The organism is Alteromonas genovensis, from assembly GCF_010500895.1.
Classification (GTDB): domain Bacteria; phylum Pseudomonadota; class Gammaproteobacteria; order Enterobacterales; family Alteromonadaceae; genus Alteromonas; species Alteromonas genovensis.
This window is the reverse complement of record NZ_JAAAWO010000001.1, coordinates 433,074-448,559: the sequence shown is the minus strand read 5'-3', so window position 1 is coordinate 448,559 and position 15,486 is coordinate 433,074. Positions and strand designations below refer to the sequence as shown.

11 protein-coding genes are annotated in these 15,486 nt (G+C 42.8%); 4 read left to right on the top strand and 7 right to left on the bottom strand.

The genetic code is table 11. The annotated features are described in order from the left end of the window. The first annotated feature begins 128 nt into the window (after positions 1-128). Positions 129-3,233: a bifunctional [glutamate--ammonia ligase]-adenylyl-L-tyrosine phosphorylase/[glutamate--ammonia-ligase] adenylyltransferase gene (gene glnE / locus GTQ48_RS01830; RefSeq protein ID WP_163104848.1), complete on the top strand. Its 3,105-nt coding sequence runs from the start codon at positions 129-131 to the stop codon at positions 3,231-3,233. Between the two features lie 288 nt (positions 3,234-3,521). Then, entirely contained in the window at positions 3,522-4,706 is a 1,185-nt protein-coding gene (locus tag GTQ48_RS01825; protein WP_163104846.1) for a GGDEF domain-containing protein, read from the top strand. A 109-nt stretch (positions 4,707-4,815) separates the two neighbouring features. On the opposite strand, the gene GTQ48_RS01820 is transcribed toward GTQ48_RS01825, so the two are convergent. From GTQ48_RS01820 to GTQ48_RS01790, 7 genes are all read right to left on the bottom strand, one after another. Next, positions 4,816-5,430: a TcpQ domain-containing protein gene (locus GTQ48_RS01820; protein WP_163104844.1), complete on the bottom strand. Its 615-nt coding sequence runs from the start codon at positions 5,428-5,430 to the stop codon at positions 4,816-4,818. Between the two features lie 112 nt (positions 5,431-5,542). Next, positions 5,543-6,469, bottom strand: coding sequence for an LpxL/LpxP family Kdo(2)-lipid IV(A) lauroyl/palmitoleoyl acyltransferase (gene lpxL, locus GTQ48_RS01815; protein ID WP_163104842.1), 927 nt, complete (start codon positions 6,467-6,469; stop codon positions 5,543-5,545). Between the two features lie 187 nt (positions 6,470-6,656). Next, on the bottom strand, positions 6,657-6,914 hold the full coding sequence (locus GTQ48_RS01810) for a DUF3081 domain-containing protein (protein ID WP_032097183.1): 258 nt from the start codon (positions 6,912-6,914) through the stop codon (positions 6,657-6,659). Between the two features lie 71 nt (positions 6,915-6,985). Beyond that, positions 6,986-7,525: an outer membrane beta-barrel protein gene (locus GTQ48_RS01805; RefSeq protein WP_163104840.1), complete on the bottom strand. Its 540-nt coding sequence runs from the start codon at positions 7,523-7,525 to the stop codon at positions 6,986-6,988. A 7-nt stretch (positions 7,526-7,532) separates the two neighbouring features. Beyond that, a complete protein-coding gene (locus GTQ48_RS01800) occupies positions 7,533-8,717 on the bottom strand; it encodes a hypothetical protein (RefSeq protein WP_163104838.1) in 1,185 nt (394 codons plus the stop codon). Next, complete coding sequence (locus GTQ48_RS01795) at positions 8,714-9,508, bottom strand: outer membrane lipoprotein-sorting protein (protein WP_163104836.1); 795 nt, start codon at positions 9,506-9,508, stop codon at positions 8,714-8,716. The genes GTQ48_RS01800 and GTQ48_RS01795 overlap by 4 nt, the downstream gene beginning before the upstream one ends. Further along, complete coding sequence (locus GTQ48_RS01790) at positions 9,505-11,802, bottom strand: efflux RND transporter permease subunit (RefSeq protein ID WP_163104834.1); 2,298 nt, start codon at positions 11,800-11,802, stop codon at positions 9,505-9,507. Before GTQ48_RS01790 ends, GTQ48_RS01795 begins: the two co-directional genes overlap by 4 nt. Positions 11,803-12,062: 260 nt before the next feature. Between GTQ48_RS01790 and GTQ48_RS01785 the strand changes: the two genes are divergently transcribed. Then, positions 12,063-14,312 (top strand): acyl-CoA dehydrogenase, encoded by a 2,250-nt coding sequence (locus GTQ48_RS01785; protein WP_163104832.1) that lies wholly within the window; start codon positions 12,063-12,065, stop codon positions 14,310-14,312. A 199-nt stretch (positions 14,313-14,511) separates the two neighbouring features. Further along, on the top strand, positions 14,512-15,249 hold the full coding sequence (locus tag GTQ48_RS01780) for a hypothetical protein (RefSeq protein WP_163104830.1): 738 nt from the start codon (positions 14,512-14,514) through the stop codon (positions 15,247-15,249). Positions 15,250-15,486: the final 237 nt, after the last annotated feature.

Here is a 15,486-nt window from a genome sequence, read left to right as displayed (position 1 = left end):
AAACAATCTGTATATCGACCAGCGAAACCGTCATTTTTATCTGGTTTAGTTTTCATTCGCTGGCATACATTGCTTCTACACATCGTAAAGTGATTATTTTTATAAGACTTGAGGTTAATGCGAGTATTATGCCAATAGAAAAGGAAAATAGCATGGCTAACGTTGAACTAGCTGAACAGTATTGGCAAAAATTAGTGTCAGTTTACGAAGACGGGAGCATAAAAAGCAGCACAGCAAAGTACCCGAACGAAGACCATCACGAAGGAATAGAAAAACATAGTCAAGAGGTATTGACGCATAATTTGGCGCATAATTTGACGCACAGGTTGACGCATAACAAAGCGGATATTCTTACTGCATTTTCTCGCTCAGCGTTTTTAGCAGAGCACCTTATTCAGTATCCTCATACGTTAGAAAGAGTGCTTACTCTGCCTCCTTCTGATAATCCTTCAAACAATCGTAAGAATATAGTTGATGGAGCTTCTAAAGGCAGCGTTTTACATCATTATTGCGCCGAGGTTTCAAAACGCTTAGAAGGCGTCAAAACTGAAGATGAGCTGTTGTCAGCGTTAAGAGAGTGCAGAAATACTGAGATGGCCCGCATAACCTATGCTGATGTGCTAAATAAACAAGCTATTTTAACCTCTCTCGCTCAAGTCTCCGCCCTTGCCGATACACTAATAGTTGCCGCCTATAATTGGCTATATACAGATGCAGCAGCGCGATACGGCACACCCGTATCAACTCATAGCACAGGGCTTTTTTCAAAAGACGGCTCTAACCAAAGTACAAACTCAGACCAAAGCACAGCACCCTGCCCCGCACACATGTATATTTTAGGTATGGGCAAACTAGGTGGTAGAGAGCTTAACTTTTCTTCCGACATTGACCTTATTTTTGCCTACCCTGAAAAAGGCGAAACTCAAGGGGGTCGAAAAAGTATTGAAAACCAGCAATTTTTCACCAAGTTAGCGCAAAAGCTAATTCAATCACTGAATAAAATAACAACCGATGGACAGGTGTACCGCGTAGATATGCGATTGCGCCCCTTTGGCGACTCGGGGCCGCTGGTTATGCACTTTGCTGCTATGGAAGATTATTATCAAGACCAAGGCCGCCATTGGGAAAGATTTGCAATGGTAAAAGCCCGCATTATCAATGATGATAATTCTGACGATGCACAGGCACTTAAAGATATCCTCAAACCCTTTACCTTTCGCCGTTATCTCGACTTCACAACGCTTGATGCCTTGCGCAACATGAAAAAGTTAATAGCCACAGAGATCAGGCGTAGAAAGCTGAGCAATAATATTAAGCTGGGGGCCGGCGGCATTCGCGAAGTAGAGTTTTTCGCTCAAAGCTTTCAACTCATCCATGGTGGCAGAGAGCCAGGCCTTCAAAGTAAGTCACTACTTACTACGCTTACCGCGCTTTCAGATATGGACATTGTTGAGCAAGATGTCACGCAACAATTAAGAAACAGCTATCTGTTTCTTCGCAAAGTAGAGCATACGTTGCAACAGTGTCGCGACAGGCAAACCCAAACACTGCCAGATTCCGATTGGGAGCAAGAGGCTCTCATAGCGGTTATGGGCTTTGAGACATACGAGCGCTTTTTAGACGCGCTAAGTGCCACAATGAAAACCATCCATGGGCATTTTAATGAGCTTGTGGAAGAATCTCATGAAACTCATTCTGATGAAGATGCGCTGTTCGGTGCATGCCAAGACGCATGGCAACTAACGTTAGAAAGCGATGAATTTATAGATGCTTTTAGCGATCATCTTTCAAACCGTGAGGCCATGGGTATTTTCAACACGCTGATAGAGTTTAAAGATACTCAGCGCAATTACCGAATTGGACAGCGTGGAGAAGATACCCTCACAAAACTGCTGCCTGAAATTCTTTATGTGCTGGTTGTTCAGCACCCGACGAACTCTGTTCAGGTTTTATCTCGATTACTAGGCGTGATTGAGGCTATAACGGGTCGCACAACCTACCTTGATTTGTTGCTCGAAAACCCTGATGTGCTGAAGCAATTGGTAAAACTATGTGAGAGAAGTGGCTGGGTTGCGCAAGAAATCAAACGCTTTCCACTGCTATTGGACGAGCTTCTCACCCCGTTGTATTTGGGCCAGCAAAACACAGATATTGCCACCAGCAAACGGGAATACGAGCAAGACCTCAGACAGTCTATGCTTCGCATTGAGCAAGATGACGTTGAGCTGCTTATGGATGCATGGCGTCAGTTTAAGTTGTGTCAGCAGCTTCGAATTGCCGCTAGCGATATCAGTGACTCACTTCCCATTGCCAATGTAAGCGACAAATTGACTGTATTAGCTGAAGTGATATTGGAAAATATTGTCAGCGCCGCGTGGATGCAAATGAGTGAACGCTACGGTACGCCATCCCACTTAGAAGGCACTGACAAGGGGTTCGGCGTTGTAGGTTACGGAAAGCTAGGAGGCTATGAATTAGGCTATGGCTCTGATTTAGACTTAGTATTTTTACACAATGCGCCAAGCGGAATAACTACAAACGGTAAAAAGCAGATAGAAGCTCAGCAGTTCTATATAAAGCTAGCCCAGCGTATTATGCATTTGTTAAACACAAAAACGCTATTCGGACAGCTGTACGAGACTGATTTACGCTTGCGCCCCTCTGGCAATGCTGGCCTGCTGTGCTGCCATGTAAATGGTTTTGAAAAATACCAAAATGAGGAAGCATGGACCTGGGAACACCAAGCGTTGGTAAGAGCCAGAGCCATATGCGGAGATAGCAGTGTCATTGAAGCATTCAATGCCGTGCGCAAGCGCGTGTTGACGAAACAACGAGAGCCATCGAGCCTTGCTGAAGATGTGTGTAAAATGCGAATAAAAATGCGTGAGCATTTATTGTCTAAAACCGAGCAAAAAGTAGATTTAAAACAGTGTGTAGGCGGTATTACTGATATTGAATTTATGACCCAATACTGGGTACTCGCGAATTCTCATAAGATTGAATCAATGACGCAGTTTACCGATAACCTACGCATTTTAGAAAATGCTGTTGAAAATAAAATTATCGAAGCAAACACCGCCAGGGAACTGCAAAAAGCGTATTTAAAACTAAGAGAGCAGTATCACCATTTAACGCTGGCCGATTCAAAATTTGCGGATCAAACTGAAGAGCTCGACGAAATCCGTGAGAATGTTAGAAAACATTGGGACATTTTGTTTAATAAACATAATTAATTCGGTGCTGCGCTGCTCTTTGTTTTCTAAACGCTGTACTCTCAAAATTAAGTGGAACGCTACATGTATAGTTGAATTGATAGCTGAATATAAAATTAAATAAAAAATTAATGTTTAAAATAAAGACTAAAAATACGTCAGCCGCTATATTGGAATAGCTGTTACGCAGCAATCTAATCAGACGGCTCTTAAATGCTAGGCAATTACAGAATACGCTTTTCAAAAATGGAGTGCACAAGCAAAACGCTTGTATTAGATAAACCACCATAACTCAAATGGAATTGAAAAATGGATACGACGACACTGATTGTCTGCACGCTGTTAGTAAGCTTAGTGATGACACTCACTATGGCAGCGATGTATTTTGTAAACCGAGAGGAGCGCTATCTTCTGGATTGGATGGCATCGGGCACGTTCTTTCTTCTTTCTAATATCGTCGCTATCTTCATTACCTTCTATCAAGTGCCTATTCAACTCTCCCTTGCACTAGGCAATGCATTTTATATCGCCGGCCATGCGACGATATTTAGCGGTGTTTATCGTTGTGTTTATAAACGCTCGGTTTGGCGTTTAGTGTTTGGCGCGATTATAGCCGTCATTTTACTTCACTTCATTCCTGGTATGACGGAATCAGTTACTACCCGAATTATCACGTTCTACCCAATAATCATTGCGCTTAACGTATCAACACTCATCGCCCTTTTTAAACATAGGCCTGCGGATATTGGAAGAGTGTATTGGGGTTTAATGGCTGTTTTGTTTTTATTTATTATGCAACTTGCGGTTCGAGGCGGAATAACGTTATTTGGCTCTGAAAACCTCACACTAATTGGCGATCAGTTTATGCAAACCTCAGGGACCCTTGCAGTCATTACTTTCCTGTTCTTATTAACCATTTGCTTTACCTTCATCATTACGTGGAAAAAAGAGCTCAAACTTCGCAGGGCATCGGTAACCGACTACTTAACAGGTTGGCTTAATCGCAAAGCGTTGGACTCAATAGCTACTCGTGAATATGAGAGAAGTGCAAGAGAAAAAACACACCTAGGTTTTGTCATTATCGACATAGACCACTTTAAGCGCATCAATGATAAGTTCGGCCATTGTGCTGGCGATGCAGCACTAAAGAAAGTTACTCAGCTAGCGAAAGAAGTCATTCGGGGTTACGACAATAACTTTAGATTAGGTGGGGAAGAATTTGCAGTACTTATAAGCGATACGGATGAACAAGAGATAACTGAAATTGCAGAAAGAATACGATTGAGAATACTTCAATCAAAAATAAATATTGATACGTCACAAATAACGCTTACTGTGAGCGTGGGAATTGCTTTATCAACACCACTCGACTCAAGCTGGCACGATACGCTTGAAAGAGCAGACCAAGCGCTTTATGAAGCAAAACGCCAAGGGAGAAATCGTATCAGCAGCGCGGCACATATGAGCATAGAGCCACAATCTCAACTAACGTAATGTAGTATACAAATACGACAAGCAAAGTGTATTAGAAACTCTGAACAGTACTTGGTATGACGATATTTTGAAAAGCCACAACGTGTTGTTCGCCCGTGGGCAAAAAAGCCTAATTCACGCGCTCACATTGATTTTTAAGTAGCTTAGTTTCTTGTGCTGTCACTACTAAAGAACGCTGCTCTGCGCACAGATACGCTTTCACTTCCCCCTCAAAACTGCTGTCTATTGCACTCGCTATACTCGCTAACGACCCCGATACAGTATTGTCTAACTGAAACTGATGCTTTATCACAAAGTCTTGCTCTAAGTTCCATATTAGCTGCATTCCCTCGTCCTGAGCGTACTGAGAAATAGCCTCACGTAGCGTATTCCCTTCTTGAAACGTACGGAATTTATGCTCACCAGTCCAATTCGACTCTACTGGACGGGTTTTGCTCGCCATTTTTTCCAGTTTGCTATCAAGGTTTGGATCCACCCCAGCAATATCTAGCACAAAATCGCCCTGCTCCTCTTTCAAAGGATCGGTTGCAGACATTCTAAACTCACGGTAAAACTCACTGAGGCCTTTTGAAACTGACTTTTCTTCCTTTTGACTTTCGGGCACAGGAGCCGTCTCTTTAACCTCAAGGAAATAGATGAGTACGCCAGCGGCGACAACTAGCACTACTGCCAGTATGATTTGTTTCGCCCAAAAAGATGTACTTGAGTAGCTTTGTTGCCCCATGAAACTTTATACCTAACTGTTGTTCTTTAAGTGAAAGCCGCTATGTAGTACCGGCTCAACGTAATGTTCTTACCTTGAACTTTTTTGCTGCTATTGCCTTCGTTCTTTCTTACTAATAGAGCGATGGAGACGTTTTAGACGGCCTCGTTTTAAATCTTTTGTGCATCCATAGGTAACTTTCAGGCTGCTCTTTTATCGCTTTATCAATATGCTCATTGAGCAACGTTAACGCTGCATGATCTTCCATTTCACCAAGGCCGAGTAACGGTGGGAAGACTTTAATTTTATATCCACGCTTTGTATATTGCGAAGTAATTAGCATGGGAACGCTCTCAGAGCGACGAATAAACATCAAGGTTGCAGTTGTTGTAGCCGTGTCTTTAACCCCACCAAATGGGACAAAAATACTTTGCTTCGGCCCATAGTCTTGGTCCGGTAAATAAAGGCAAAGCTCTTTGTCGTCCATTGCAGCTAGCAACGCTTTCGCATTGCGTTTATCAATCATGTATTTGTTCGACTGATTGCGACCATGATATTGAAGATAGTCTATAAGAGGATTGTTGTGTTTACGGTAAAAAGCCACGCTAGGATATGAATAGCCGATACCACGACACGCAAACTCTACATTCATATTATGCAGAGCCATACCAAATACGCCCTTACTTTGGGCTTTAGCCGCTTCTATATGTTCGGCGCCTTCTATTTCGAATGCTCGTTGCACCCGCCAAGTAGGCCACCACCAGCCCATGGCTGTTTCGAAAAGCGCCATGCCCGTACGGCGAATATTTTCATGGTACAAGCGGTCTACTTCATCGCTCGATAAAGCGGGGTTCCAAAGCTCGATGTTCCGCCTGGCTACTTTTGCACGCTTAGGCACGATAATCGCAATTAGCTTGCCGGCACCCGCTCCAATCGCCCTTATGACAGGCAGCGGTAGCCAAGTGATGATATAGAGCAAACCTACAGCAAGCCATATCAACCAATAGCGTGGACCAAAAAAAGAGAGGGTGAATTTAGGAGCTTTTATTGCCGCAGCCAAGGTCTGTTTCCAATATATAAGAAGACATATAGTGTATCAGAACGAATTATTGTGGGCTACGGGGTACGGGGTACGGGATTTACAAAACATACGAGAGCGCGCGTAGGTATACTGATAATAGTTAACCTTGAACTAGTTTAACTAAAGGTAGCCAAAACAGCGCGCTTTAAAGCGTAGTAGACCGTACTTAGTACGTTTTATCTATCTGCTTAAGCTTTTTCTCGAAGGAATCATAGTGATCACTGGAGTCGTAATCAAAATGGTATTGGTTATGAAAACCGAATCGCAGCTTCACATTAACGTCTTCGATATACAGCGTATACCCATCGTGATCGGTAAACGCTGTAATGCCCATCAACTTGTATTCGTCGCCCTCTTTCGAGCCATGCTGGCGAATTTTGTCGAACACTTGAAGTAAAAACTTGCTGTCTAATTCGTTTTTCATTGTAAGTACCTTCCTTAACTTAATAAAATTAGTACTCTTTCACGGGATCTTTGGATTGGTCGCAAAATCAATCAATTGAAGTTGTAGCGGAATCCTAAGCTGAGCATATTGGTTGAAAAGCTATCTTCCCCGCCGATGTAAGTATATTCAAAGCGCACCATCGAATTTTGTGAAACATAATAATCAAAGCCAAGCCCAATAAGACCAGCAGCGATACCATTATCAAAACTACAAGACGCAGATGCTGTTTCGGTGCCACATGGAATAGTAGCTGCCACGTCCACTCGGGCAACGCCCAACTTATAAAACAATTCGCCCGTGGTGCTACTTGCCTTACCTAGCACAGCTAAATAAAGTGCTTCACCCTCAGCCTCTGCACCATCGTCGGAATAATCAAAAAGGTTCAAGTAGCCGGCTTCTGCATACCACTGTCTGTGAATTTTATGACCATATGCAACACTGTAGGCGACTTCACGATCGCTGCCGCCGTCGAATTCAAAGTCCGTATACCCTACAGATACTAACCCGTAGTTTTCAGGTGCTGCTTCTGCTTTAAAGCACACTAATGCTCCCGCTACTAGTGCACCTGCTATCCATAAATACTGCTTCATCTAAACCTCAAAAATAATACTCTAGTGAAAATTGAACATGATCGTCTCTTCGCAAGAAATAAAACGGATCTTCCGTGTCGTCAGCTGAGAAGAAATAACCATTTAATTTCCAACTCCAATTCGCGGTTAAGCGGCTAGATGCCTCAACAAAGCCGGAATATGTTGACGATTCATCTAAATCTTGCACAAAACCAAACAATACCTCAGTTCCAGCGATATCATTTACGATAACTCTCAAACCTGTCATTAAGTCGTTTTGTCCTATAGCGAAAAAATTATCGTCTCGTTCATCATATTGATATTCGGCTAAAACACCTAAACCGTAGCGCGAGCCCCAAATACCTTGTGTAGTATATTCAAAACCCGTGACAACCGCTGCAAAATCTTCTGACTGCCCGCTTCGGTAAATAGACTCTAACTTTAAAAGCCACGCGCCAGATACTTTTAACACATCAATCCCGAATTGATCTATTTGCGCATAAAAAGGAAAAATTACAAGTTCGCCATCTTGATTTGGTGTAGTAAAAAGTTCTGGTTCTCTAGTGGTTCCTGAAAATGCGGACAGGCCAACCTCCCAATCAGCGATAGACGATTGCCACCGTATTGCTATGTCGAGATTTTGTTGTTCATCATCAGATTCATACAATGCGTCACCTATCGCAACGGGCGGCCTTAGGCGACCACTGTCTCCCTGAAATGTCCGCTCTCTGAAGTATGGTAATGCGTAAATCGAAAACATACCGTAATCGGAGAAATAGTTAAAATTTACCATAGGCTGGCCAAGTTTGACCTCACCATCTAAGCTCTCTACTGAATCAGTTTGATTGATAATATCTACGAGATGAAGAGACTCAGTTTGGCCCCAAAACACCTTTCCAATGCCCACTCTTGTTTCCCAAGAATCCGCATAGTGTGCCCACTGTAATTCTCTTATATCTCCATGGGTTCTTTCATCATCATGCTCGTCAATGCGATAGAACGGCTTAAACACCAACGTATCGGCTCCGTCGTTCCACTGCGTGTAAACCTCAGGCATCAAAAATGCTGAACTGTACGTGCGCTCCTGATTCTCATAAAGTGCATCTTGAAGGAAGTACCGTTGCTCAAATCCAGCGGAGCCAGTGACCTCTATCTCTGCATAACTATTATTGGCAAGTGCTAGCACTCCATATAAGGTGAAAGCTCTGATCATCGCGCTCTTTTCAACCTATTTTTATCAAAATCACTTTCTGACAGCTCGGTGTCAAAGTTGATATCTTCGGTTATTAAATATGTCGATTTACGCGTTTGTACGTTTCGCATCTCACTTCGCATAGGCCGCCAAAACTTGTCTTTATATAGTTTATATTCTTGAGGTGTCAGTACCTTTAACAAGGCATTCTTTTTATCATAGAACTCAACTTTCTGGACTCGATAGTGGGATTTATCTATCCACACCTTTTGTGAGGTATAGCCTGAGTAGTCATAATTGGGCGTTTGTCTTAGTACAAAACAGACCTCGCCATTGACCTCTTCTTCGCCAAGATGTTCATAAGAAAATTTTTCTACTTCATAAGATGTCATATCTTCAAAAGCAAACTCACTGCCAACAAATGGGCCACTTTTATTTCTCGAAGATATTCGTTTAACTCTCTTCAATGCAGGTAAGTAAATCCACTGTTCGTCAGGCTCTAGCGCATGAGAGAAGCTAAGAAATGCAGTTCCTTTGACGTCACGTGGAGAATTAAAAACAGTGAGTGCTTTATCACCATCATCAGAAACCTCCAACGATTTAACGTTGAGTTCACGCTGCGCTTCCTGCCCCTGACTATTGCGTAAAACCATAGTCACGTTTGCTTCTGTGGTACCCCAGCCAATATCCCTTTGTTTCCTTTCTTTAGCAATAGTCAGTGCTGTCGCGTTATCGGTTTCAGACGCAACAACATGTGTTGCCCCAATTAAAAGTATAGTAAACAGCGAAACGGCTTTACGTATTGAAATCATGTATAACTCTCTCTTTTTGGCTGTCTGTCGTCCCCAATCCAAGCTAATAAAGCGGGGAGGAAAATAAAGTCCACGATTAATGCGGCCACAATGATAATAATCGTTAAAATTCCCATGTGTGCATTTAGCATGAAACTAGACGAGGCCAACACCGCAAACCCTAAGGTTAGAACAATGGTAGTCGTCGTCAATGCCATTCCCACTGAGCTAAATGCAAAAATAACACTTTCGTGGGCACTTTTATTCTCTTTTCGAGCGGTTTGATACTTTGATGAAAAGTGAACGGTATCATCAACAATAATCCCCATAGTCATACTGATGACTACGGACAGCGCCATATTAATTTCACCCGACACCATGCCCCAAACACCAAACCCAATGGCAGCAGGAAGCAAGTTAGTTACCAGGCTAGCTGCTCCTAATTTTATCGACCTGAGGGCAAATAATATGAGCCCAGAAATTAACGCCAACGCTAGGACACTCCCCCATACCATGTTCTTCATATTCCGCTCACCTATATGAGCAAACATCAATGGTGGACTTGCAGCCTCAATTCTGTACTTATTTTCCAAAGAATTGAAAAAGGCTTTTGCGTCTTTTTCTAGTTGAGTAATTTCGTTACTGCCCAAATTTTCGATCACCGCAATGACTCTCAAGGCCGATTTATCAATATCTAATTGATTACCTAGGTCTAAGCCAAAAGGCAGGGACATTTCATAAAGTAGTAAATACTGTGATGCCAATTCAGAGTCGCCAGGAATAACGTGGAATGCTTCGTCATCCCCATTCATATTCTTATTCAAACGTTTTAACGTATCTGTGAAAGTAAGAACGTGGTTTACTTCTTCACGTTTACTCAACCATTCAGAGAACAACGCCACATCACTTAGGAAGTCGTTCTTGGTAATGCCATACGGAGTATCGGTATATAGCACGAAATCAATGTTAGACATGCCGCCAAATATTTTCTCATTCACATCCACTGCCTGTCGAAACGTGCTTCGTTCGTCAAAATATTTGACTGCTACATCATTGAGCCTGTTGTTCATGGCAAATGCACTGATAATAACAATGGTACTTAATGAAAAGACAAGGAGTACTTTGTGATTCTTTACAACAAACGCTCCCCAGCGAACAAATAATGTATTGTTAATAGCGCTGCCGCTACTTAGTGGTTTTAAAACAAGCATTGAAGGAAGCACGGTTAACGAAAATACGCAGGCGAGCATCACGCCCAACGCAGTCATATTTCCTAAATGCGCTAAAACAGGTACGGCAGAGAAGTTGAGCATTAGAAATCCAATTGCCGTTGTTACGCTTGTAATAAAAATAGGCTTTTTATTTACCTTCACGCTTTGTTCGATAGCGTTATGTGCCGAAAACCCCTTACTCAAAAAATATTTAACACCAACGATGATATGGATACAGTCAGCAACAGCAAGCGTCGTAATCATTGTGGGTGCATTAACCGTGGCGGTGCTTAAGTAAATGCCAACCCAGCCAGTTAAGCCAACGGTAATGGCTATTGATGCAATAACAACTGCCATAGTGAAAACAGCCGACCAAACAGAGCGAACGATAATAGCTATAGAGACAAAAATAAGTAGAAACATAGCGGGGATCAATGTTTCAGCGTCACTCTGCGCTGCGACGGCAAATGCGTCGTTCATTATGACCATTCCCGTAAGATAAATTTCATGGTCAGGATACCGCTCGAGCATTTCTGCCTTAATTGCTTTAGCCGCTGTTGCAATTTCGATAACGGCCTTTGTTTGATCCCCCTCAGGAAGCTGTATTGTCGTGTCTACGACCAGTGCTTCTTTATTTTTTGAAACCAGCCTACCGAAGATCTCAGGGGTTGAGTCCACCACTTTTTCAATTTGAGCTAACTCTTCACTATTTTGCAGCTTCTCAAACAGTAGGTCCTCGACTATCAAGTCTCCATCAAGGTCGTATGTATGCTGGTAATTTGATATCGACTCGACTCTTGTCGATAGAGGGAGTTGCCATGCAGCTTCGGTTATATCGTAAGCGAGGTTAAGCGTATCTTGATTAAAGACATCATTACTCTTTGGCACAATCATAAACGCAACGTTTTCAGTTTTATTGAAAACATTTTGCATCTCCTCAAACGCCACTCTCTGTGGGTCGCTTTCCTCAAAGAACACCTTATAATCGCCACGAAAATAGAGATTTTGAGCTCCAATTAACGCTAAAGCCATCACCAATAACGTGAAAACTAAAGACGCCTTGGGAAAAGCTAAATAGAAGGGCTTTTTTGACTTGTGAGACATCACAACATCCTGAGTTCTAATTCTGCAATAAGTGTATCGCTTAAACGTGAATTAACATAACCCGCAAGCAGATTTTTGTACTTAAGCACGATTTTTTTCACATATTTCGCCCGACCACTAAAAAACACGAAAATCTTAACTATTTGTTTTCTTTGCACATTACAGGATTTTAACTTCTTCATCGACGATTTTTTTTGATCTTTTGTAAATTTGTTGTAGTATCTATAGCAACAACTGGTCAGATGAGCGGATGAGTAAACATGAGTATTAGAACTAGCTTAAAGAAAGTGCTACCCCCAATTTCAATTACAGAACAAGAAGCCCTAGATGCGGGCGACGTGTGGATTGAATCTTCAATTTATCAGGGTAAACCTGATATGCAGGCACTTCGCGATATCCCTCAGGCAAAACTGAGTGCGGATGAGCAAACATTTTTAGATGGTCCAGTAGCTGAGCTATTGGGCATGATTGATGACTTCGAGCTTGGAAACGAAAAGCATATCCCACAAGAAATTATCGATTTCTTGGGTAAAAACCGTTTCTTCTCAATGATTATCCCTAAGAAGTTTGGCGGTTTGGAGTTTAGTCCATACGCCAACTCTACGATTGTTGCCACCATTGCTGCGAAAAGCGGCGCGATTGCGGTAACAGTAATGGTACCTAACTCGTTAGGTCCGGGTGAGCTGCTGATGCACTACGGCACTACAGCACAACAAGACTATTGGTTACCTAGATTGTCTGACGGTCGCGACATTCCATGTTTCGCCCTTACCAGCCCAGAGGCAGGTTCGGACGCAGGTGCGATACCAGACGCGGCAATCGTGACAAAGGGTGAATACAACGGTGAAGAAGTTCTTGGTCTTCGCGTAAGTTGGGACAAGCGTTATATTACACTTGCACCAATCGCAACGGTTCTTGGTCTTGCTTTTAAAGTATTCGATCCAGACCAACTACTTGGCGATAAGTTTGAGCACGGTATTACCTGTGCCCTACTTCCAAAGTCGCACCCTGGTGTAGAACTTGGAAACCGTCACGACCCTATGGGCGTTCGTTTTTATAACGGTACGACTCGTGGTCAAGATGTGTTTATCCCAATGGATTTCGTTATTGGTGGTCAAAAGAACATCGGTCGCGGTTGGCAGATGTTGGTGAGCTGTTTAGGTGCAGGTCGCGGTATTTCACTACCTGCGATGGGCGTTGCATCAGCTCAATCAGCGTTTAAAGGCACCGTTGAGTATTCTTTTGTTCGTGAACAGTTTGGTTTACCTATCGGTCGTTTTGAAGGTATTCAAGAGAAGATGGCAGACATCGCGGGTAAAACATTCCTGCTAGAGTCTATGCGTGTGCTTACCACTGAAGGCCTAGGTCTGGGTGTTAAACCTTCTGTAGTGACTGCTATTGCCAAATACCACATGACCGAACTAGGTCGTGATGTATTAAACTCGGCAATGGACGTGCAGGCTGGTAAAGCCATTCAACGTGGTCCTCAAAACACGTTGGCAGGCGGCTATTCAGCGCTACCTATTGCCATTACGGTTGAGGGTGCAAACATCCTTACACGTAACCTTATGATTTTCGGCCAAGGTGCAATGCGTTGTCACCCACACCTTAAAGATATGGTTGACCTAATTCACAGCAATGAAAGTTCGGCTGATGCAGAATTTAACAAAGTACTTCGCAAAACTATCGGATTTAGCGTTAAAAATGCGTTCCGCAGTTTAGGTAAAGGTTACTTACCTTTCTTACGCGAATCTGAGTCAGCGTTGCCAGAAGTACGTCAGTATGAAAAGCGCGTGAACAGCATTGCTGCGAAACTAGCGCCACTTGCTGATTTGTCACTTGCTGTACTTGGCGGCGACCTTAAGAAAGCAGAGCTATTGTCTGCTCGCTTAGGCGACGTAATGAGCTACTTATACGGTGCAATGGCGGCAATTCGCTTCTACGAGCAACGTATCGAAGATAGAAAGCTGGCACTTCCGTACTTTGAGTACGCGATGCAGTGGTCTTTACAGCAGGCTGATCAGGCAATTGTTAACTTTATCAACAATTTCCCGAACACAGCGACTCGCGGCCTAATGCGTTTGTTAACTAACACTTACACAAACAGCGTCAAGGGTATTAGCGACGACCTAGTACGTGAATTGTCACTTGCTTCTATGCAAGACAACAGCGTGAAAGATCAGTTGACTCACCTAGTACGTGTTATTCCAGGTGATGGTAACGACATTAACGAGCAAGCGTTTAAAGCGAAACACGCCGTTGCTCACTTGCTTAGCAAAGTGCAAAAAGCGCTTCGCAAAGAGCCAGTGGTTCCGTTTATCTCGTTTGAGCATGCGCTTAATAAGCTTCAAGAAAAAGGCGTTGTTAACGCTGAAGAAGCAGCAAAACTGCATGACTACAATGAGAAGCGCAAGCTAGCGGTACGTGTTGATGAATACACGTTCGACCTAGAGTTACTGCCAGCGTCGCAAACATTGAAAGCAGTTGATGGCGGCAAAAACGCTGCATAAACATCATCATTGATTATTGCGTTGATTTAAGTTGTTAATTTAACGGATATTCAAACGCTAACAAACAAAGCCCTGACAATTTGTCAGGGCTTTTTTATTTACATGCTCAATTGCACAGTTGTTTCTAAAATAATGGAATATTATGTGATTGTTTTCTACGCTTACTTAACATTATGAAGCTTATAAGCATAGAAACTAAATGCCCGCACGTGCCTTTAAAACGACTTACGCTAAAAGCGCCATATCAGTGTGCCTGGCTCTTTTAGGCCCTGCCATCGCACTCTTTCCCAACTCTGGATATGCCGACCACGATGAAGCCCATTTTGTTGTTGGCTATATAAACCACCCACAGGTTAATAAATTTTATAAGCCCCTTATAGAAAGGGCGTACAAACAAATAGGTATTAGTGTGACCTTTGAAAAAGTAGGCGGCATGAGAGGCTTAAAACTACTTAATGAGGGCATGACAGACGCGGATGTTATTCGCTATGACGTAGTGATTAAAGATAATAGCAACGTGATTGCTATTGCACCTCAGCTGTCAATTGGAGCATCGTTTTTACTGTGCGTACCTGATGTCCCCTGCAACAAAGACATAATTAATAAACCTGATACCGGTATTGCAGTAACTACTCGCTTTTTTTATAACATTGAAAAGCAGCCAAGCGATCTTGCGGCAAACTTCTATGAGTTCGATGACTTCTATCACGTGGTAGAATTAATAAAGTCAGAGCGCTTTAGCTATGCCATTGCACCGAGTGACTTTTCAGATTTACACGTATTTGAGGAGCTTGGCTTTAATTATATTCCGCTGGTAAAACATAGCTTAATTCATGTGATTAACAAAAAGCATCTCAACCTTCAGCCAGCCTTATCGAAAGCTATCGAGCACCAGCTTGCCATTAGCAAAGTGGATAACGCCGAAAGTGCTAAGTGAATTAAGCTGCTTTTATAGAGCAATTTTTATCAGGCGAGAGAAAGCGACAGAATAGCTCTACTATCATTAATACCAGTCCGCATAAATAATTGCCCACCCAGATGGCACTGGCAAGTTTCCTAGCAAAGCGTGGGAATGCAGTAATGGCTGTTTCCTTCCAAATTCCCAGAATGAAGCTAGGAAGCTTGCCAGGCCTTCCCGAAGGGCGAGTTTAAAATGTCCGTACTCTTTGTTGTG

Coding starts and splice junctions, on each gene's coding strand:
- glnE (WP_163104848.1), top strand. CDS start 129: ATGCCAATAGAAAAGGAAAATAGCATGGCTAACGTTGAACTAGCTGAA.
- GTQ48_RS01825 (WP_163104846.1), top strand. CDS start 3,522: ATGGATACGACGACACTGATTGTCTGCACGCTGTTAGTAAGCTTAGTG.
- GTQ48_RS01820 (WP_163104844.1), bottom strand. CDS start 5,430: ATGGGGCAACAAAGCTACTCAAGTACATCTTTTTGGGCGAAACAAATC.
- GTQ48_RS01810 (WP_032097183.1), bottom strand. CDS start 6,914: ATGAAAAACGAATTAGACAGCAAGTTTTTACTTCAAGTGTTCGACAAA.
- GTQ48_RS01805 (WP_163104840.1), bottom strand. CDS start 7,525: ATGAAGCAGTATTTATGGATAGCAGGTGCACTAGTAGCGGGAGCATTA.
- GTQ48_RS01800 (WP_163104838.1), bottom strand. CDS start 8,717: ATGATCAGAGCTTTCACCTTATATGGAGTGCTAGCACTTGCCAATAAT.
- GTQ48_RS01795 (WP_163104836.1), bottom strand. CDS start 9,508: ATGATTTCAATACGTAAAGCCGTTTCGCTGTTTACTATACTTTTAATT.
- GTQ48_RS01790 (WP_163104834.1), bottom strand. CDS start 11,802: ATGTCTCACAAGTCAAAAAAGCCCTTCTATTTAGCTTTTCCCAAGGCG.
- GTQ48_RS01785 (WP_163104832.1), top strand. CDS start 12,063: ATGAGTATTAGAACTAGCTTAAAGAAAGTGCTACCCCCAATTTCAATT.
- GTQ48_RS01780 (WP_163104830.1), top strand. CDS start 14,512: ATGCCCGCACGTGCCTTTAAAACGACTTACGCTAAAAGCGCCATATCA.